Raw genomic sequence first — 19897 nt, 5'->3', positions numbered from 1 at the left:
GCTTTCTGTGTCCATCCCCCGTGTACGGGTCGTCGTGTGCGGGCGTCGCCCGCGGTCAGCGGGCCACCGGCGCCCGCCGCTTGCCGGACCGCTCCCCCACCTCCTCGGCCGCTCGCTCGTCGGCCCGCCGGCCGGTGTGCGCACCGGCCGGGGTGCCGCCTTCCGTTCCGCCGGCCGCCTCCTCGTCGGCGGCGGGCCGGGGGCTCTGCCCGGCCGCGGGCGCGGTGGGCCGCGCGGCCGCGGGAGTCCCAGCGGCATCCTGGAGGAGTTTCGCCCGCATCGACAGGTACTTGGCGTTCATCTCGTCCACGGGGATGAACTTGTTGATGCCGCCGGCGCTGATCTTCGGCTCCTGGTGCTCCATGATCCGGACGTCCTGCGGGTCCTGGACCCACTTCTCCATGTAGAGCGAGGCCCACGGCAGCAGCCGGCGCAGGAACTCCAGCCGCAGCACCGGTTTGACCTGCTCGTACTCGTACCAGCGCAGGATGTGCTCGGTGTGCCCGTCGTCCACGGGCACCAGCCAGGAGGTGGTCTCGAACTGCTCGGTCTGCACGTGCACCATGCACGGGAAGGTGAACGTGATGACGTAGTGGGTGCTGTTGGTGGGGTCGTCCTCCTGGCAGTGGTCGAAGGAGTAGCGGATCGTCTGGTCCTCCGTCTCCACCCGGTGGTTGGTGATGCGGGTGGCGGCCAGGTAGCGCTCACGGCCGTCGAGACCGAGCTTGCTCGGGGTGCCGTACAGGAGCAGGTAGTCGATGTAGTTGAACCAGTGGTCCCGGTGCACGTAGGTGACGTGGTAGAACTCGAGCAGGCTCTCGATGTACCGCGTGTAGTGCACGGGCCGGGTCCAGCGTTTGGTGGCGTACAGCTTGTGGTTGCCGGTCACCTCGGGCGGCGCCTGGACGTCCGGGAGTTCCGCCGCGGGCCGCTCGTCGCCCCACCACATCCACGCCAGTCCGAACTTCTCGCGGACCGGGTACGTCGGGATGCGCAGGGAACTGGGGATGCGGGCGTCGGAGCCCAGCGCGGGGACGGCCTTGCAGACGCCGTCGGCTCCGTAGCGGAAGCCGTGGTACGGGCACTCGAGGGTGTTGCCCTTCATCCGGCCGTCGCCGAGGTTGGCGCCCTTGTGCGGGCAACGGGCGCCCTGGCAGACCAGGTTGCCGTCGATGTCGCGCCACAGGACGATCTCCTCGCCCAGGCGGCGAAGCCCCAGGGGCCTGTCGGCTCGGACCTCCTTCGCCTCTGCGATGGGGTACCACTGGTTGGGGATCATCGGGTCGTCTCCCGTCCGGGTGGGTCGGCCGGCCGCCGCGCACGGCGGCCGGTCCTGCGTACTTGGGGGGGTGCGTCGTGCTGGGCGTACTCGGGGTGTGTCGGGGGGTGTTGCGGGGTGGTGACGCGTCAGCTTCCGGAGACCCCGGAGGCTTAGGAGACCTCTGAGGCTTCGGTGGCTTCGGACACCTCTGAGGCTTCGGTGGCTTCGCCGGTCCCGGCCGGTTCCAGCACCTCGACGGTGCCCGCGTCGCCGTCGACGACGATCAGGTCGCCGGTGTTGATGCGCTGCGTGGCGTGCTTGGTGTTGACCACGGAGGGCACGTTGAACTCGCGGGCCACGATGGAGCTGTGAGAGAGCATCGAGCCGATGTCGGTGACGACGCCGCCGGCGATGGCGAACAGCGGGGTCCACGAGGCGTCGGTGTAGCTCGCCACCAGGATCTCCCCGGCCTCGAACTCGTCGGCCTGCCACACCAGGTCCTCGACGATGCGGGCGCGGCCGACGACGCGTCCGGGCCCGGCCGCCAGGCCCTCAAGGCGGGTACCGCCGGTCACCGGGCGCGCGGCGGCCGTGATGTCGTGCTCGCCGATGAAGGTCAGCGGCGGTTCCGGCAGCCGCTTGTTGTGCTCGTACAGCCGGCGGGCGGAGTCGATGCGGGCGCGGTCGAAGACGCGGGTGGCCTCCTCCTCGCCCGCGAGGTAGCGGCGTACGTCCTCGAAGTCGAGGTGGGCGACCTCGTCCAGGGAGTGCAGCACGCCCTGGCCGACCAGCCTGCGGCCGACCTCGTAGACCACGTTCCGCACCAGCCAGATCGAGGTGATCATGGACATGCGGGTGGCCTCGCGCAGTTCGCTGCACAGGGCGTACAGGGAGATGACGGTCTCCAGGACCTGCCGCTTGGGCAGCGGCAGCCTGTTCAGCGCCTCGCGGGAGTCGTCGGCCCAGCCGCTGCTGCGCTTGAGGATGTCCTCGATGGAGAACCCGTCGGCGACGTAGCGGCGGATCATCTGGAAGATGTAGCTGGGGTCGTCGATCCAGCGGGGGTGGGTGATCTCCATCTCCTGGTGGCCCCGGGTGCCGTTGGCGCGCAGGAAGGGCTCCATGTGCCGTTCCCAGAAGACCCGCCCGTCGGGGTCCTCGTGGAGCAGCCCGGTGATGGACTCCAGCGGCTCCTCCGTGATGATCCGCAGCACGGCCGGGCTGTTCCTCGCGGCCTGGGCGACGGCCCACACCTCCTTGGCGGACTCCACGGTGCGCAGGCTGGACATGTCGGTCTTGACGCGGTTCTGGAGGTTGTCGCCCTCGCTGCCGAGCCAGCGGGCGCACAGCTCGGTGAGCAGGCCGTAGAAGCCGAAGGCGTTGATGTAGTACGGCATGTAGCCGACGTGCATGTCGTGGAACCAGCCCAGGTCCCGCTCGAGTTCGCCGTGCAGCTCCCGCCGGCTCATCCGGGTGAGGTCCAGCCGGCGGGCGCGGTCGAACTCGTAGAGCCGGGCATCGGCCATCTGCCGCGAGCGGGATTTCATCAGCGTCATCTCGCGCGCCGTGTGGCGCAGCCAGTGCACGGTGGAGAGCAGGTCGGGCAGCCCGCCGGGGAAGGTGCCGAACGGGTTGGTGTACTCGGCGAGGTCGACCTCCTCGCTGACGAACCGGGCCGTGAAGTGGCGCTGGTCGCGGGTGGGCAGGCACTGGGCGAGGAGGTGGGAGCTGTAGGAGATGTTGAGGTAGACGTGCCCCTGGTAGTAGCCCATGTGCAGGTCCGCCTCGCCGGTATCGCGCACGCCCAGCGCGCCGGCGCAGTCGGTGTGGACGTGGCGCTGGTAGTAGCGGGCGAAACTCAGGCCGAGCGGGGTCATCAAGCCGACGAAGATCTCGCCGATGTCCATGCGGGACCACAGCGTGCCCTGCCGTACGGCGTCGGGCTGGGGGGTGACGTACGGGCTGTTGCCGCCGCCGGACGGGCCGGCGGGGGCGGCGGGGCGGGTGGTGACGGGGCGGGCCTGGAAGAGGTGGAACTCCCCGTCCTTCAGGCCCCATTCGATGTCCTGCTCGGTGCCGTACAGCTCCCGCACGCGCACCGCCAGCGCGGCCAGTTCGCGCAGCTGGCCGTGGGTCAGGCAGGGGACGTTGCGGGCGGCCGCGTCGACCTTGGTCATGCCGATCCGGCCGGGCGCCAGCGGGGCGCACTTGGTGACCTTGTAGCGCACGCGTTCCTCGACGACGTCCAGGCTGCGGTCGTCGACCACGAAGAAGTCGCTGGAGACCCTGCCGGACACCAGTCCCTCGCCCAGGCCCTGGCAGGCCTCGACGACGACCCGGTGGGGGCGGGCGCTGACCGGGTCGACGGTGAACGCCACACCGCTCACCTCGGTGTGCACCATCTCCTGGACGACCACGGCGATGGAGCCGGGCGCGTCGGTGTCGCGGTAGGCGGTGGCGCGGTCGGAGAACAGGGAGGCCCAGCAGGTCAGGACCGCCTTCAGCACCTCCTCGTCGCCCGACACGTCGAGGACGGTGTCGTGCTGGCCGGCGAAGGACTGGGCGGCGGAGTCCTCCCGCAGCGCGGAGGAGCGCACCGCGACCCGGGGGCGCCCCAGTCTGCCGTAGGCGTCCAGCACCACGTCGGCGATCGGGGCGGGCATGCGGGTGGCGAGGATGCGCTCGCGCACCGTGCGGGGATCGGGGGCGCCGGCCCCCGCGGACGGCTCGGCGGACGGCTCCGCGAGGAGTTCGGCGGCGATGCCGGTCTCCCGGAGGTAGGCCTCGAACAGGGCGGTGGTCAGGCAGAAGCCCGGCGGCACCGGCAGCCCCGCGTCGAGCAGTTCGGCCAGGCGGGTCGCCTTGCCGCCCAGTTCACCGGCGAAGGGACCGGCCGGCCCCGGGTCGCCGCCCAGGGTGACCACGCAGGCGGCGTGGGCCGGCGGTGCGGTCGCGGCGCGTGTGGCGGGCGGCTCGGCGGGCGGCGTGACGGGCGGCTTGGCGTCGCCGACGTGCGTGTCCATGGTCGGTGTCTCCTCGGCGGTCAGGCGTACGCGACGGCGCGCTTGGCTGTGCCCGTGAAGGCGTGGAACTGCTCGCCCGGGATCAGGCGGATGGCCTCGACGTCACGGAACCCGGCCTCTTCCAGCTGGTCCGTGAGCTCGTCGGCGTGCGGCAGCGGTCCGCCGAAGTCGGCGTAGCCGAACCACAGGTTCAACGCCTCCAGGCCGATGTTGCCGCCCTGGCAGGACGTGGTGAGCAGCAGTTTCCCGCCGGGCGAGAGCAGGTCGTGGGCGCGCCGCAGGGCGGCCACGCGCTCGTCGCGCGGGAAGTAGTAGATGTTGTTGTGCAGGGTGAGGAGGTCGAACTGCGGCTGGACGTCCAGGGTGCGCAGATCGGCCTGCCGGGTCTCGACGCGGTCGGTGAGCCCCCACTCGGCCATGTTGGCCGCGGCCCGGTCGGCCACGTCCTGCTGGAGGTCGATCGCCAGGGCCGACAGGCGGGGGTTGAGGCCGGCGGCGTAGCGGACGTAGGCGCCGCTGCCGCAGCCGACCTCGAGCAGGCGTACCGGTGAAGTCCGGTCCAGGGTGCGGGAGATGGCCTCCTCGACCAGGGGCTGGACGACCCGGGTGGAGCGGGCTATGACGAGGCCGTCCTGGTCGTCGAGGGAGAAGCGGCGGCCCTCGCGCAGCATGCGCGGCCCGTTGAGCAGTGCGGGCACGTGGAAGCGCAGCACCTCCTCCAGCGCGGCCGCGAGCGCGTCGTTGCCGCCCTGGGCGAGGGCCTTGGCGGGCAGGCTGCGCAGCCGGTAGCAGCCCTCGCGGCGGCCGAGGTCGCCCAGCTTGACGCCCATGTCCAGCCACTGCTTCAGCAGCGGGCGGTCCTCCGCGGGGACGCCGAGCCGCTCGGCGAGCGAGTCGAGGTCGCAGGGGCGTACGGCGAGCGCGGCGAGCACGCCCGAGCCGGCCGCCGAGGCGAGGAAGGCGGCCCGGTACACCGGCTCGACGAAGCCCTTGGACAGGGCCAGGAGCACGGGCATCCGGGGGTTGCTCAGCACCTTGGTCACGGTGCGCAGGTCGGTCAGCGGCGCCTCGACGCGGCCGGCGACGCTCTTGGCCAGGCTCAGTATGTCCATGGTGCTTGCCTCGATGCTTTCCTCGGTGACGGGGCGGGCGTGGGCGCCGGGTGCGGTTCGCGGTGCGGGGGCGGCACGGCTGTGGCGTCGTCCAGTTCGGCGCGCAGGTGGGCCAGCAGCCGGGCGCGGGGCGGGTTGTTGAGGAAGAAGTGGCCGCCCGGCAGGTGGCGGCGCAGGAACGAGCCCGAGGTGTACGGCCGCCAGGCCTCCACCGCTTGCGGGGCGGCGATCGGGTCCCCGGTGGCGGAGAACGCCGTCATCGGGCAGTCCAGCGGGGGCCGGGGCTCCCACCGGTACCGCTCGCAGGCCCGCAGGTCGGCGCGGAGCACCGGCAGCCGCCGGTCCAGGTAGGCGGTGCCGAGGCGGTCGCCGTCGCCGAGGCCGCCGAGGCCGCGGATCACCTCGCGCAGTTCCGTGTCGGACAGCGTGTGGTCGGACCGGTCGCCGTACAGATGCGGTGCCCGGCTCGCGGAGACGAACAGGTGCCGCGGTGCGGGTGCCCCGCGCCGGCGGAGCACGCAGGCCACCTCGTAGGCGAGCAGTGCGCCCATGCTGTGCCCGAACAACATGTAGGGCTCGACCATTAGTTGACTGGTCGTCAGTGCGTCGGCGACCGCTTCGGCGAGCGGCTCCATGTCGTCGTACGGGGTCTCCCGCAGGCGCAGTCCCCGGCCCGGCGGCTGCACCGGGACCACGGCGGTCCGCTCGCCCAGGTGGTGCTGCCAGTCGCGGTACGTAGAGACCGTGCCGCCCGCGTACGGGAAGCAGATCAGCCGCAGTGGGGCGGTCACCGGGTCGGGCCCGGTCCCCCCGCCCGGCGGGGCGACCGGGCGGGGGAACCAGGCGGAACGGGGGGCCAGCAGCTCAGCGGGCGACATGCTTGCGCCCCTCGGGTGAGTCCAGCCAGGCGAGGGTGCGGCGCATGCCCTCCCGGAAGTCCACCTCGCTCTTGAACCCGAAGTCCTCCTGTGCCCGCCGGATCGCGTACGACTGGTCGCGGTCGAAGAGGTGGACGGCGTGCCGGGTCAGGACCGGCCGGGCCTTGATGCGCAGCGCGCCCCAGATTCCTTCGGAGAGGGTGGCGATGGCGGTGGCGACGGGGGTGGGCAGGCTGAGCCGGGGCGGTTTGACGCCGAGGCCCTCGGCGAGCGCCTCGACGTACGTACGCCAGGTGGTGTCCTCCGCGTCGCGCAGGTTGTACGCCCGGCCGGCGGTCCGCTCGGCGGTGGCGGCGGCGATCATGCCGTCCACGGCGTTCGTCACGTACAGCAGGCCGGCGGGCACGCGGCCCTGGCGGACGTACACCATCTGCTTGGCCAGCAGGAGTTGGGCGATCTCGATGACGAAGTCCTTGCTGCCGGGCCCGTAGACGGAGACCGGGCGGATGACGGTGACCGGCTGGCCGGTGCGTTCGGCGGCCTCCCGCACGGCACGCTCGCCGAGCACCTTGCTGCGGTTGTACGGCAGGCCGATGTCGCGCGGGGAGGTGGTCTCGTCGCAGGGGCTCACCGGGTAGCCGTAGACGTCGGTGGTGCTGACGTGCAGCACGCGCTCCACGGTGCCGGCCTCGTGCGCGGCCTCCACGACGTTGCGGGCGCCGTCGACGTTGACCTCGCGGAAGCGGTCCCAGGGTCCCCAGTCGGCGGAGAAGCCCGCGCAGTTGTAGACGTGGCGCACGCCCTCGGCGGCGCGGCGCAGGCTGTCGCGGTCGGTGAGGTCACCGGTGACGGTCTCGGCGGCCGAGCCCGCGAAGGCCGTGTGGTCGCTGCCGGAGCGCACCAGGACCCGGACGCGGTGCCCGTGTTCGGCGAGGCGGCGCACCAGGTGGCCGCCGATGAAACCGCTGGCGCCGGTGACCAGCACGTCGGGGGCGGACGGCGCCGGGGATGCGTTGTTGTCGCTGTGGCTGCTCTGCGTGGACATGGCTCACACCAGGAGGTCGAGGGAGTGTTCGAGGTCTGCTTCGCTGTGCTCCGCGTTGATGAAGAAGCGGAGCCGGCACTGGTCGCGCGGGACGGCCGGGTAGCCGATCGGCATGACGTTGACGCCGCCTTCCAGCAGCGCGTTGGAGAGCGCCATCGTCTTCTCCCAGTCGCCGGTGATCACCGGGATGACCGCCGAGCAGCGGGAGACGCCGATGTCCAGGCCGCGGGCCCTGGCCCCGGTGCGGAACAGCTCGGCGAGCTCCTGTAGCCGCGCCACCCGCCCGGGTTCGTCCTGGATGACGCGCAGCGCCTCCAGCGCGGCGGCGGCGTTCGCGGGTGAGATGCCGGTGGAGAAGATGTGCAGCGGCGCGGTGAACTTCAGGTACTCGATGAGCGGGCGGGCGGCCGCGATGTAGCCGCCGAGGCTGCCGATGGCCTTGCTGAGGGTGCCCATCCACAGGTCGACGTCGGCGGGGTCGGTGCCGTAGTGCTCGCCGATGCCGCGGCCGGTCCGGCCGAGGACGCCGATGGAGTGCGCCTCGTCGATCATCAGCATGGCCCGGTGCCGGTTCTTGACCTCGACGAAGCGAGGCAGGTCGGGGATGTCGCCGTCCTGGCTGTAGGCGCCCTCGATGACGACGAGCGCGCGGCGGTGCGAGGTGCGGGCGGCGGCGAGGATGCGGTCCAGGGCCTGCCAGTCGTTGTGCGGGAAGGAGCGGCGGCGGGCGCCGGAGAGGATGCAGCCGCGCACGGTGCTGTCGTGGATCCACGCGTCGTGCACGATCAGGTCCTCGGGGCCGAACAGGTGCCCGACGGTGGCCACGTTGGTGGCGTGGCCGCCCGCGAACACGATGGCGGCCTCGGTGCCGAGGAACCGCGCGATCTCGGCGTCGAGTTCGTGGTGCAGCGGCGTCTCGCCGAACAGCAGCGGGGTCGCGGAGGCGGAGGTGCCGTAGCGGTCGACGGCGTCCTTGGCTGCCTCGCGCACCCGGGGGTGGTGGGAGAGGCCGAGGTAGTTGAAGGCCGCGAAGTTGATCACCTTGGTGCCGTCGACCGAGGCGAGGGCGGCGTTGAAGCCCTCGTGGGTGCGGCCGTACGGGTTCGCGCCGCTGCTCCGGGTCTGCCGCAGCCGGCCCTGCAGTTCGGCGTACTCCGGCCACTCCTCGAAGGCGTGCTCCTGACGGACGGGGGCAGCCGGGGCGGGCGGGACCGGCTCCGGAGTCGCCTGCGTCACCGGGGTGGGGACGGTCGCCGGGGCCGCGTGGGGGTGCGGCGCGTACGCCTGCGGCGGCGGCTGCGGGACGAAGTAGCCGTAGGCGGGCACGGCGTGGAGCGGGAGGTACTGGGGCGGGAAGGCGTACGGCAGCGCGGGGTGGGCCGGGACGGGCGGCGCCGGGAACGGGTACGCCGGGAGGGACTGCGGCTGCGGCGCGGCGGCCGGGTGGGCGGCTGCCGGGGGCGCGGGGGTGCCGTCCCCTTCGGTCAGCCGGTCGATGAGTTCCTGCACCGTGGGGTCCTCCGGCAAGTCCTGGAACCTCGGGGTCCGTTGAGGGAAGCGGGCGGTGAGACGGCGGTGGAGGTCGGTCCGCATCAGGGAGTCGAAGCCCAGGTCCAGGCCCAGCCGGGCGTGCGGGGGCAGGTCCTCCACGGGGAAGCCGCAGACGCGGGCGACGCTGTCGAGCACGGCCCGGGCGATCTCGCCGGGGGCGGCGGCGGTGGCACCGCCGGAGCCGGAGCCGGAGCCGAAGGCCGATCCGGCGGCGGGGCCGTAGGCGGATCCGGCGGTGAGGCCGGCGGGTGCCGGGACGGACGCGAGGCCGGGTCCCGGGACCGGCGCGAGGCCGGGTGCCGGGACGGGCGCGGGGTCGGAGGCTAGGGGCTGTGTGGGCATGGGCAGGCCGGCTCCTGTGGTCGACGGCGGTTCGAAGCGGTAGGTGCGTCGTTCGAAGACCGTGTGGGGCAGCGGGACTCGGGCGGGGCGGTGGCCGGCTTCCAGCGCCGCCCAGTCCACCCGGCCGCCCGCGCAGTGATGACGGCCGAGCGACTGGAGGAACGTCGTCCACTCGTCCGCGCCGCGCCGCAGCGACGGCAGCCACAGCGGGGCGCGGCCGGCCGGCAAGCCGGTGGCCGGGAAGCGGGTGGCCGGGGGACGGCCGTCCGGGGCGGTCTCCGCCGTCATCGTGCGGCCGAGGTTGAGCAGGGTCGGGTGCGGGCCGGCCTCGACGAACGCGTCGCAGCCCAGCCGGTCGCGCAGCCACGCGAACCCGTCCGCGAACCGCACCGGCCCCAGCATGTGCGCGACCCAGTAGTCCGCGTCCACCGGTCCCGTCACGGGCTCGCCCGTGGCGTCGGAGATCCAGGGGATGCGCGGGGCGCGGAACTCGATGCCGCGCGCGGCCTCCCGCAGCCGCTCGGCGGCCTCGGCCATCAACGGCGAGTGGAAGGCGTGCGAGACGGCGAGCGGCCGCACCGTGACGCCCTGCCGGGTCAGTGCCGTACGCACCTCCTCCACCTCGGCGGCGGCGCCCGACAGCACCAGATGACGCGGCGCGTTGACGGCTGCCACGGCGACCGAGGCGAACCGGGACGCGGCGGCGGTGACCGCGTCCGGATCGCCGGAGCAGGCGATCATCGCGCCCGCGCCCGGCTGTTCGTCCATCGCGCGGCCGCGTGCGGCGGCCAGCGTCACCGCGTCCTCGAGCGTCAGCACCCCGGCGACACAGGCGGCCGCCACGGAGCCGACGCTGTGGCCGAGTACGGCGGCGGGCCGCACCCCGCAGCTCGTCCACAGTTCGGCCAGGGCGACCTCCAGGGCCACCAGGGCGGGCTGGCAGTGCCGGGTGCGCCGCAGCCGGTCCCCGGCCGACGCGTCGTCCTCCGGTCCCGACAGCAGGTCGTGCAACGGTACTTCACCGAGGTCGCGCAGGACCGCGTCCGCCCGGTCGAGCACCCCGGCGAAGGCCGGACTGCTCTCGTACAGCGCGCGGCCCATACCGGCGTACTGGGTGCCCTGGCCGCTGAACAGGAAGGCGGTGACCGGCTCGTGGCCGCCGCCCCGCACCTCGCCGCGGGACACCTGCACCGCGGGCTCGCCGACGGCCAACGCGGCCAGTGCGGCGTCGAGTTCGGCGACGGTCCGGCCGGTGAGCACCGCGCGGTGGGCGAGGTGGGAGCGGCCGGTGCCGGCCGTGTGGCACAGGGCGGCCGGCGGGACGTCCGGGTGCGCGGCGAGGTGTGTACGGTAGCGCCCGGCCAGCGTGGCGAGCGCGGTCGGGGTGTGCGCGGACAGGCAGAGCGCGTGCACCGGCCGCGCCGGGACCGCGCGCGGCGCGGCGGGCGGCGGCTCGGGCGCGGCCTCGACGACGACGTGGGCGTTCGTCCCGCCGAAGCCGAAGGAACTCACCCCGGCACGGGCCGGGCCGCCGGCGGGCAGCGCCCGCGCCTCCGTGGGCACCGCCAGACCCGAACCGGTCCAGTCCAGGTGCCGGTTGGGGGTCGTCAAGTGCAGCAGCGGCGGGACCTGCCGGTGCCGTACCACCAGGACCGCCTTAATCAGCCCGGCGATGCCGGCGGCGGCCTCCAGGTGGCCGATGTTGGTCTTCACCGAGCCGACCAGGCAGGGCGCGTCCTCGGGCCGGTCCCGGCCGTACAGCCCGGCGAGGGCCTCCCACTCGACGGGGTCGCCGAGCGCGGTGCCCGTGCCGTGCGCCTCCACGTAGTCGATCTGCCGCCCCGTCAGGCCGGCCCGGGCGAGCGCCCTGGCCATGACGGCGCGCTGGGCGGTGCTCCTCGGTGCGGTCAGGCCGTTCGCCCGCCCGCCGTGGCCGACCGCCGAGCCGGTGATGACGGCGTGTACGCGGTCGCCGTCGGCCCGCGCCGCGGACAGCGGTTTGAGGCAGACCAGGCCCGCCCCCTCGCCCCGTACGTATCCGTCGGCGGCGTCGTCGAAGGTGCGGCAGCGGCCCTTGGGGCCGAGCATCCCGCCCCGCGTGAAGGCCACCGAGGGTCCGGGGGCGAGGATCAGGTTGACGCCGCCCGCGAGCGCCACGGAGCACTCGCCGTCCCGCAGGCTCCGGCACGCCTCGTGCACGGCCACCAGGGAGGACGAGCACGCGGTGTCCAGGGCCAGACTGGGACCGGTGAGGTCGAAGACGTACGACAGCCGGTTGGCGGCGATCGACTGGGCGTTGCCGGTCGCCGAGTACATGTCGACGATCTCGGGGTACGGCATCTGCTGGTCGGCGTAGTCGTGGCCGCTGATGCCCACGAAGACCCCGGTGTCCGTGCCGGCCACCGCGGCGGGCGCGACGCCCGCGTCCTCGAAGGTCTCCCAGGCGACTTCCAGCAGCAGCCGCTGCTGCGGGTCCATGCGTTCCGCCTCGCGGGCGGAGATGCCGAAGAAGCGGGCGTCGAAGTCGTGCACGTGGTCCAGGAAGCCGCCCTGGCCGAGGCCCGTGCGACGGGCCTCGCGGTCGGCGGGCGGCTCCCCCACCGCGTCACGGCCGTCGAGCAGCAGCCGCCAGTAGCTGTCGGCGTCGGGCGCGCCCGGGAAGCGGCAGCCGATGCCGACGACGGCGATGGGCTCGTCCACGGGCCGGCGGGCGCCGGCCGCCGCCGGTCGTCGGGCGCCGGCCGCTGCCGCCGGTTCGGGGTCCGCGGAGCGGGCCGCGAGACGGGTGGCCAGCGCGTCGATGGTCGGGTGGTCGAAGACCATGGCGGGCGTCACCGGGGTGCCCAGCCACTCCCCCAGGCCGGCCGCGACGGACACGGCCTGCTTGGAGTCCAGGCCGAGGGAGGCGAACGGCGCCGAGGTGTCGATCACCGACGTGGGCAGGCCGAGACGCCCGGCGACGGCGCGGGTCAGCCAGGCCACGATGTCGTCCCGGCCGGGACGACCGGCGCGGGGGACGGCGGGCGCGTGCCGTCCCGCCCCCGCCGGTGCCGTGTCGGCCGCGGCGTCGGTCGCCGCGTCGGCGGCGGATCCGGCCGCGCGGGGTGCGGTCGTGGATCCGGTGGCGGTGTCGGTCGCGGCTCCGGTAGGGGATCCGGTCGTGGCGTCGGCCGCGAGGGGCCCGGTCGTGGTCGTCGTCGCGGCCAGACAGAGGCCGGTGAGGGTGGCCTGGAGTGTCTCCTCCCCGCAGTGCGGCAGGACGTCGCCGACGGCCGGCCGCACACCGAGTTCACGCTCCAGCAGCCGCACCGCCTCCAGCAGCCGCAGGTAGCGGGGCGTGCCGTCGGCCGGGGCGGCCGAGGGAGCCGGGGCGGCCGAGGGCGCCAGACCGGCCGCGGCGAGGGCCCGTGCGACGGTCCCGGCCACGTGGTCGCGCCGTCCGTCCGTCCCGCCCGGCGCGGCCACGGCCGCGTCCGGGCCCAGCGGGCCGCCGCCGGCCGGCTCCGGAGCCTGCCGGGGATCCGCCTCCTCGTGTACGACACTCGCCGCCACCACCGGCAGTTCCAGGTCGAGCAGTGCCTGCCGGCAGGCCCGGCGCTGGATCTTGCCGCTCGTGGTGCGGGGCACCGACGAGCGGCGGAGCAGCGCGATGGTGTGCGGGGTCACCTGGTGCTCCTCGGCGAGCGCGGTGCGCAGCCGGGCCAGCACGGCGTGCGGGTCGGCGGCGGGACCGCGGCCCGTGCCGGAACCGCCGAACTCGTAGGCGAGGGCGAGCTGTTCGCCGTCGGCGGTGGGGATGCCGAAGGCGGCGCCGTGGCCCGCCCGCAGCTCGGGGCAGACGCGCTCGGCGGTCTGTTCGATGTCCTGCGGATGGATGTTGCGGCCCCGCACGATGACCATGTCCTTGGTCCGGCCCGCGACGAAGAGCTGGCCGTCGTACCGGAATCCGAGGTCGCCGGTACGCAGCCAGGCGGTCCCCGGTTCCGGGTCCCCGTCGACACGCGCGCCGAAGACGGCCTCGGTGGCCTCGGGGCGCCCCCAGTAGCCGCGGGCCACGTTGGGTCCCGCGACCCAGATCTCGCCCACGGTGCCGTCCGGCAGCCGGCGGCGCGTGGCCGCGTCGACCACGGCCACCTCGACGCCGGGCACGGCGGGGCCGCAGCCGACGACCCGGGTGATGCGCACGGCTCCGGGCTCCGCGGGCCGGGCGGTGCCGGTCCCCAGGGCGGCCGCGTCGAAGGCTTCGACCACGGGGGGCCGGTCCGGTTCGGCGCCGGTGACCATCAGCGTGGCCTCGGCGAGTCCGTAGCAGGGCAGCAGCGCGGTGCGGTCGAATCCGGCGGGGGCGAAGTAGGCAGCGAAGCGGTCCAGGGTGTCGGGCCGCACCGGCTCGGCCCCGTTGAGCGCGAGCCGCCAGCGGCTGAGGTCCAGGCCGTCACGCTGCTCGGGCGTGACCCGGCGCAGGCACTGCTCGAAGCCGAAGTTGGGCGCGACGCTGGTGGACGCGCCGGTGGCGGACAGCGTCTCGAGCCACAGCAGGGGGCGCTGCACGAAGGTCATGGGCGCCATGAGGTGGGCGGGGAAGCCGCCGTACACCGGTGTGAGGATGCCGCCGATGAGGCCCATGTCGTGGTACGGCGGCAGCCAGGACACCATGCCGGAGTCCGCGTCGTGGCCGAGGCGGAGGTGGATGGAGCGCAGGTTGCGTACGAGGTTGCCGTGCTCGACCATCACGCCCTTGGGGGTGGCGGTGGAGCCGGAGGTGTACTGGAGGAAGGCCAGGGAGTCCGCCGTCGCGCCCGGGTCCTCCCACGCCTCCGCCTCGTCGTACAGGTCCTCCGTCACCAGGCGGCCCACGCCGTCCAGCCCGGTCTCGGCGGGGCCGGCGCCGCGGGCGGCCATGGCGTCGCGGATCTCGCGGGTGGTGAGGGCGTGGGCGGCGCCCGAGTCGCGGGCGATCGCGGCGAGCCGGGCCACCGTCTGGCCGAACCGGGCGCTGTCCGGCGGATACGCGGGCACCGCGACGGCACCCGCGTAGAGGCAGCCGAAGAACGCGGCGAGGTAGTCGAGACCGGGCGGGTGCAGCAGCAGGACCGGCCGGTCCCCGGCCCCCTCACGCCGCAGGTGCACGGCCACCGAGCGGGCACGCCGGTCGAGTTCACGGTAGGTCCAGGCGGCTGACTCGCCGTCGGGGCCGGAGATGAAGCGGTGGGCGAGAGCGTCCGGCGTGTGTTCGGCCCGGTACCGCAGCAGCGCGACGACGGTCTCGGGCTCCGGCCCCCGCCAGTGGTCCCGTACGGCTCCGTGGCCGGCGTCCTCACGCCCGCCCTGACCCGCGTCCCCGCTCACGTCCCGGCGCGCGTCCTCACGCCCGCCCTGACCCACGTTCTCGCTCACGTCCCGACGCGCGTCCTCACGCCCGCCCTGACCCACGTTCTCGCTCACGTCCCGACGCGCGTCCTCACGCCCGCCCTGGCCCACGTTCTCGCTCACGTCCCGGCGCGCGTCCTCACGCCCGCCCTGACCCGCCTCCCCGCTCACGTCCCGACGCGCGTCCGGGCCCGAGCCCTGTTCCACGTCCCGGTCCAAACCCTGACCGCTCGGCTTCTTCTTCATCGCTCCCCTCGCCTGCCCGCCCGGTTTCGCGGACCTCGCTCGTCCGGCGTTCACCGGGCCGTGCCGACCGGAGCCGCGGGGTGCCGGGGCGCGTCGAGGCCGAGCCGGCGGTAGTCGGTCTTGCCGTTGCCGTTGCGCGGCATCCGGTCCAGGCGGACGGCGGCCTGCGGCACCATGTACGACGGCAGATGGGCGGCGCAGTGCTGCTTGAGCCGCACCAGACCGAGCGCCTCGGCGCCTTCGCGCAGGGTGTAGTAGAGCCGCAGCCGGGCCTGTGGTCCCGAGCCCTCGAGCAGGACGGCCGCCTCGGTGATGTCGGGGTGGCGCAGGGCCGCGGCCTCGATCTCACCGAGTTCGACGCGGTAGCCGGACAGCTTCACCATGCGGTCCTTGCGGCCCCGGTAGACGAGCCGGCCGTCGTCCTCGTAGCTGACCAGGTCGCCGGTGGGGTGGACGCCCCTGCAATGGGCGGCCGACGCCGGTTCCCCGGAGCGGCGCCAGTAGCCGGGGGTCACGCAGGCGCCCTCGACGTGCAGTTCGCCGATCGCCCCCGGCCGGTCGACGACGCGTCCGCTGTCGTCGACGACGCTCAACTTCGCGCCGGTGATCGGCAGTCCGATCGGCACCGGCGTGGTGCGGAGCAGGTCCTCGGGGCGCACCCGGTGGTAGGTGCAGACGTTGGTCTCGGTGGGGCCGTAGAGGTTGTAGAGCGGGGTGCCCGGCGGGAGCAGCGCGTGCAGGGCGCGCAGCTGCGGTACGGGGAAGACCTCGCCGGCGAAGAGCACGTAGCGCAGGCTCCGCGCGTGCTCGGGGGTGAGGGCGCCGGAGGCGGTCAGCAGGTGCAGGATGGAGGGGACCGAGTACCAGACGGTGACGCCGTGCGCCCGGATGCCCTCGGCGAGCGCGGTCACGTCCCGCGTCCGCGCGTCCTCGACGATCCACACCGCTGCGCCCGAGAGCAGCGCGGTGAACAGGTCGAAGGTGCTCAGGTCGAAGTTGAACGAGGCGTGGTTGGCGAACACGTCGCCGGGGCCGACGTCGAGTTCCGTACGGGCCCAGCTCACGAAGTTGGCCAGGTTGCCGTGCGAGATCCGTACGCCCTTGGGGGTGCCGGTGGAGCCGGAGGTGTAGAGGATGGCGGCGAGGTCGTCGGGGGTGAGGGAGGGGAGCAGGACGACCCGGCCTGCCGCGGCCCGCTCCCATGCCTCCCAGCGGCCGACGGGCACCCCCGCCAGCCGGTCGGGCAGGCCGTCCCCGACGGCGACGACCGCGGTGACCGAGCGCGGCAGTCCCTGCCCGGCCAGGGCCGCCAGGTGGTGCGCGTCGGTGAACAGCACCACCGGCTCGGCGTCCGCCAGGATCGTCCGTACCCGGCTCACCGGCTGGCCGCCGTCCAGCGGGACGTACGCGCAGCCGGACTCCAGCGCGGCGACGACGGCCTCGGCGTAGCGGGGCTGCTTGTCCATCCAGATGGCGATCCGGTCACCGCCGCGGACCCCGAGGTCGAGCAGACGGGCGGTCAGGGAGTCCACCCGGGCGGTGAACTCCTCGTAGGTGAGCGGGCCCTGCCCGACGAAGGCGGGGCTAGCGGTGCGGGCCGGGGAAGGGTCGCGGGGCAGGCGTATGACGGAGGGAGTGTCGGCGCTCATGGTCTTGGGCCCTTCTCCTTGGCGTGCGGTGGTTCCGGCGTGCGGAGGCTCAGGTGTACGGAGGCATCGGCCCGGCACGGGCCCGTGCCGGGAGGCCGGGCCCCTCGCCGGCGGTCCGGCCGGTCCGGCCGTTGCGCCGGCGTCACCCGGCCGGGGGCAGGACGCCGGTCTCGCGGGCGGCGTCGACGAAGATCTCGGCGGCCAGGTCCAGGTCCTCGGGCGTGTGCTCGCACGTGACGCTGACCCGCAGCCGGGCGTCGCCCAGCGGGACGCCGGGGTAGACGACGGTCTGGCAGAACAGCCCGCGGGCGCGCACCGCCCGGCCCATCTCCATGGCCCGGCGTTCGTCGCCGATGACGATGGGCAGGATCGCGCTCTGGGAGTTCTCCAGGTCGAAGCCCGCCTCCAGCAACCGGTCGCGCAGGGTGCCGATGTTGGTCCACAGCCGCTTGACGCGTTCCGGCTCCGCCTCGATGACGTCCAGTGAGGCGATCAGCCCGGCGGCGACACCGGCGGGGATGTTCGCGGCGAAGACGTAGGAGTTGGAGTAGTAGCGCAGGTACTCGACGACCTCCTCCTCGCCGACGACGAAACCGCCCATGCCGGCCAGGGTCTTGCTCATCGTGCCGAGCTCCAGGTCGACCTCGCCCTTGAGTCCGAAGTGCTCGGCGGTGCCGGAGCCGCGGGCTCCCAGGACGCCGGTGGCGTGCGCGTCGTCGATCAGCACCCGGGCGTCGTAGGCCTTGGCCAGGCGGACGATCTCGGGCAGGTCGCACACGTCGCCGTGCATGCTGAACACGCCGTCCGCGACGATCAGCCGGCCCCCGGTGGCCTCCTTCACGCTGCGGCTGAGGACGCGTTCCAGATCGGCCATGTCGTTGTGCCGGTAGATCTTGCGGGTGGCGCCGGAGAGCCGGGCGCCGTCGACGATGCTCATGTGGTTGAGCCGGTCGACGACGAGCGTGTCGTAGCTCTTGACCAGGGCGGAGATCGCGCCGAGGTTCGCCGAGTAACCCCCGGGATAGACGATCGCGGCGGGACGCCGCTTGAACGCCGCCAGCCTGCGCTCCAGTTCCTTGTGCAGCATGTTCGTGCCGCCGATGAAGCGGGAGCCGGTGTGGGTGGCGCCGTAGGTGCGGGTGGCGTCGCAGATCGCCTCGACAACCGCGGGGTGGTTGGCCAGACCGAGGTAGTTGTTGGAGGCGAACATGAGGAACTCGCGCTTGCGGCCCTCCAGTTCGTCGAAGATGACGGCCCGGTTCGCGCACCGCGAGTGCAGCGGCATGCCGTACCAGTAGAGCCGCTCGCGCTCACGGGAGCGCAGGTAGGCGGCGAAGCTGCGGGTCTTGGCGAACAGGTCCGGGTCACGCTGCTCGGTGAAGTCCTTCATGGACCGGTCGTCCCAGCCGTCCGCCGCCCGGGACGCGGCGGCGGGCGGCGTGCCGGCCTCGGCGCCGGGACCGGCCGGGCGGTGGTCCCCCGACGGCCCGGACGAGGGCGTCGTGCGGCGCAGGGCGTCGGCCAGGCCGCGCAGGGTGGTGGCCCGTATCTCGTCCGGCGTGGTGCCGCCCGGCAGGCCGAGCCGCTCGGCGGCCTCGGCGACGACGGAGGTCACGACCACGGAGTCGATGCCCAGCTCGCTCTCCAGATCGGCGTCCGAGGGGAGTTGGTGCCGCTGGTACTGGGTCTGACGCATCGCGGCGGTGACCACGGCGTCCAGGACCGGATCCGGTGCGGACTCCGCGGCGGGAGCGGACGCGCCTCCCGCGGCGGACGCACTTCCCGCGACGGACGCGGACGCGCTGTCGGCACCGGCGCCGGAGGCCCCGGCCACGGCCGCGCCCACCGCCGCGACCAGTTCGCCGATGGTCGCCGGCCCCGACCGCAGGCCGGTGGCGGCCAGGCCGAAGTGCTCCCGCACGGAGGCCAGCACGGACTCCATGATGACCGAGTCGATGCCGAGGTCGGCCTCGAAGTCGCTGTCGGGGCGCAGGTAGGAGGTGTCGTAGAGGGTCCGCGAGGCGATGATGTCGACCACCCGCTCGCCGATCCGCGCGAGGTCCGGGTCGCCGTTCACGAGGTACGTCATGCGGCGCTGCCTCCCTCGTCCTGCCGCAGGCGCTCGACCAGCGCGCAGATCGCGTCGACGGACCGGAAGTTCCTGGGCGTGACCTCCTGCAACGGCACCGTGACGCGGAACTCGCCCTGCAGGTAGTGGACGAGGTCGAAGATGCCGGCGGAGTCGATGATGTTGAGTTCGGCGATCGGGGTCTCGGGCTCCAGCCCTTCGGCGTCGCCGTCCATCCAGACGTCGGCGATGTAGTCGGTGATCAGTTTCCGAGGAGTCATGGTCGTCCTTGGGTCATCGGTCGTCTCGCCCTCAGACCGGATCGATGGCGGGCCAGGTCAGGGCGGCGGCGCCCCAGGTGAGGCCGCCGCCGAACGCGGTGAGCAGCAGCCGGTCTCCCGGCCGGAACAGCCGCCGGGCGTGGGCGTGGTCGAGCGCCAGCGGGATGGAGGCGGCCGCGGTGTTGCCGACCTCGGCGATGTTGCTGACGCTGCGTTCCGGCGGAATGCCGATCTCGTCGGCGAGCCGGGCGGTGATGCGGTGGTTGGCCTGGTGGCTGACGAGCCAGTCGACGTCCTCCACCCGCCATCCGGCCCGGCCGAGCACGGTCGCGGCGCACTCGCCCATGCGCTGCACGGCGAGCCAGAACACCTTCTTGCCCTGCATGGTGAAGTACCGGCCGGCGGAGCCGGTGTCCGCCCCCGCGGCGTCCGGGCGCCCCGGGCCTCCGGCCGGTACGGTGATCAGGTCCACGCCCGTGCCGTCGCTGCCCAGCAGCAGCGGGCCGAGGGCGCCGGGCTCGTCCGGGGTGCCGGCCCGCAGGACGACGGCGCCGGCGCCGTCGCCGAAGATCACCGACGTGGAGCGGTCCGCCGGATCGAGGATCCGGGAGAACGTCTCGGCGCCGATGACCACGACGTGTTCGGCGGCGCCCGAGGCGATGAGACCCGAGGCGGTGGCGAGCGCGTAGAGGAAACCGGAGCAGACCGCGGAGACGTCGAAGGCCGCGACGGGGCCGAGGCCGAGTTTCGCGGCGACGGTCGGAGCGGTCGCCGGGCAGGGCCGGTCCGGCGTCGTGGTGGCCACGATCACCGTGTCGACGCCGGCCGGGGACAGGCGGGCCGATGCAAGGGCCCGTTCGGCGGCCCCGGCCGCGAGGTCGGAGGTGTCCGTGCCGGCGTCGGCCACGTACCGGCGAGCGATGCCGGTGCGCGCGCGGATCCACTCGTCGGAGGTGTCCAGGGTGCGCGCCAGGTCGTCGTTGGTGACGCACCGGGAGGGGAGCCGGCTGCCGACCCCGGCCACCACGGACGCCCGCGTCACGACGGGCCCCGCCGGCTCGGCGTGCGGCT

At 73.9% G+C, this 19897-nt stretch carries 10 protein-coding genes; all 10 read right to left on the bottom strand.

Features of this window, described 5'->3' with window-relative positions:
- Positions 1 to 55: 55 nt before the first annotated feature.
- On the bottom strand, positions 56 to 1279 hold the full coding sequence (locus tag IE217_RS13130; protein ID WP_190178008.1) for a Rieske 2Fe-2S domain-containing protein: 1224 nt from the start codon (positions 1277 to 1279) through the stop codon (positions 56 to 58).
- 152 nt (positions 1280 to 1431) lie between these two features.
- Positions 1432 to 4284 (bottom strand): undecylprodigiosin ligase RedH, encoded by a 2853-nt coding sequence (redH, locus tag IE217_RS13125; RefSeq protein WP_190178007.1) that lies wholly within the window; start codon positions 4282 to 4284, stop codon positions 1432 to 1434.
- 20 nt (positions 4285 to 4304) lie between these two features.
- Entirely contained in the window at positions 4305 to 5396 is a 1092-nt protein-coding gene (locus tag IE217_RS13120) for an SAM-dependent methyltransferase (protein WP_190178006.1), read from the bottom strand.
- Positions 5384 to 6274 carry a thioesterase II family protein gene (locus IE217_RS13115; protein WP_190178005.1) on the bottom strand — a complete coding sequence of 297 codons (891 nt, stop codon included), beginning with the start codon at positions 6272 to 6274 and terminating at the stop codon, positions 5384 to 5386. The genes IE217_RS13120 and IE217_RS13115 overlap by 13 nt, the downstream gene beginning before the upstream one ends.
- Entirely contained in the window at positions 6261 to 7319 is a 1059-nt protein-coding gene (locus tag IE217_RS13110; protein ID WP_190178004.1) for an SDR family NAD(P)-dependent oxidoreductase, read from the bottom strand. Before IE217_RS13110 ends, IE217_RS13115 begins: the two co-directional genes overlap by 14 nt.
- A 3-nt stretch (positions 7320 to 7322) precedes the next feature.
- On the bottom strand, positions 7323 to 14828 hold the full coding sequence (locus tag IE217_RS13105; RefSeq protein WP_229865252.1) for a type I polyketide synthase: 7506 nt from the start codon (positions 14826 to 14828) through the stop codon (positions 7323 to 7325).
- A gap of 50 nt (positions 14829 to 14878) precedes the next feature.
- Entirely contained in the window at positions 14879 to 16477 is a 1599-nt protein-coding gene (locus tag IE217_RS13100; RefSeq protein ID WP_190178003.1) for a D-alanine--poly(phosphoribitol) ligase, read from the bottom strand.
- Between the two features lie 142 nt (positions 16478 to 16619).
- Positions 16620 to 18566: an aminotransferase class I/II-fold pyridoxal phosphate-dependent enzyme gene (locus IE217_RS13095; protein ID WP_190178002.1), complete on the bottom strand. Its 1947-nt coding sequence runs from the start codon at positions 18564 to 18566 to the stop codon at positions 16620 to 16622.
- Complete coding sequence (locus IE217_RS13090) at positions 18563 to 18826, bottom strand: acyl carrier protein (RefSeq protein WP_190178001.1); 264 nt, start codon at positions 18824 to 18826, stop codon at positions 18563 to 18565. The genes IE217_RS13095 and IE217_RS13090 overlap by 4 nt, the downstream gene beginning before the upstream one ends.
- 31 nt (positions 18827 to 18857) lie before the next feature.
- The gene (locus IE217_RS13085; protein ID WP_190178000.1) at positions 18858 to 19868 is read right to left on the bottom strand and encodes a beta-ketoacyl-ACP synthase III; all 1011 of its coding nucleotides are present in this window, start codon (positions 19866 to 19868) and stop codon (positions 18858 to 18860) included.
- Positions 19869 to 19897: the final 29 nt, after the last annotated feature.

The organism is Streptomyces naganishii JCM 4654 (assembly GCF_014650575.1).
In the GTDB taxonomy this organism is placed as follows: domain Bacteria; phylum Actinomycetota; class Actinomycetes; order Streptomycetales; family Streptomycetaceae; genus Streptomyces; species Streptomyces naganishii.
The sequence above is the reverse complement of the archived record's forward strand: the minus strand, read 5'-3'. Positions and strand labels throughout refer to the sequence as shown.

Coding starts and splice junctions, on each gene's coding strand:
- IE217_RS13130 (WP_190178008.1), bottom strand. CDS start 1,279: ATGATCCCCAACCAGTGGTACCCCATCGCAGAGGCGAAGGAGGTCCGA.
- redH (WP_190178007.1), bottom strand. CDS start 4,284: ATGGACACGCACGTCGGCGACGCCAAGCCGCCCGTCACGCCGCCCGCC.
- IE217_RS13120 (WP_190178006.1), bottom strand. CDS start 5,396: ATGGACATACTGAGCCTGGCCAAGAGCGTCGCCGGCCGCGTCGAGGCG.
- IE217_RS13115 (WP_190178005.1), bottom strand. CDS start 6,274: ATGTCGCCCGCTGAGCTGCTGGCCCCCCGTTCCGCCTGGTTCCCCCGC.
- IE217_RS13110 (WP_190178004.1), bottom strand. CDS start 7,319: ATGTCCACGCAGAGCAGCCACAGCGACAACAACGCATCCCCGGCGCCG.
- IE217_RS13105 (WP_229865252.1), bottom strand. CDS start 14,828: ATGAAGAAGAAGCCGAGCGGTCAGGGTTTGGACCGGGACGTGGAACAG.
- IE217_RS13100 (WP_190178003.1), bottom strand. CDS start 16,477: ATGAGCGCCGACACTCCCTCCGTCATACGCCTGCCCCGCGACCCTTCC.
- IE217_RS13095 (WP_190178002.1), bottom strand. CDS start 18,566: ATGACGTACCTCGTGAACGGCGACCCGGACCTCGCGCGGATCGGCGAG.
- IE217_RS13090 (WP_190178001.1), bottom strand. CDS start 18,826: ATGACTCCTCGGAAACTGATCACCGACTACATCGCCGACGTCTGGATG.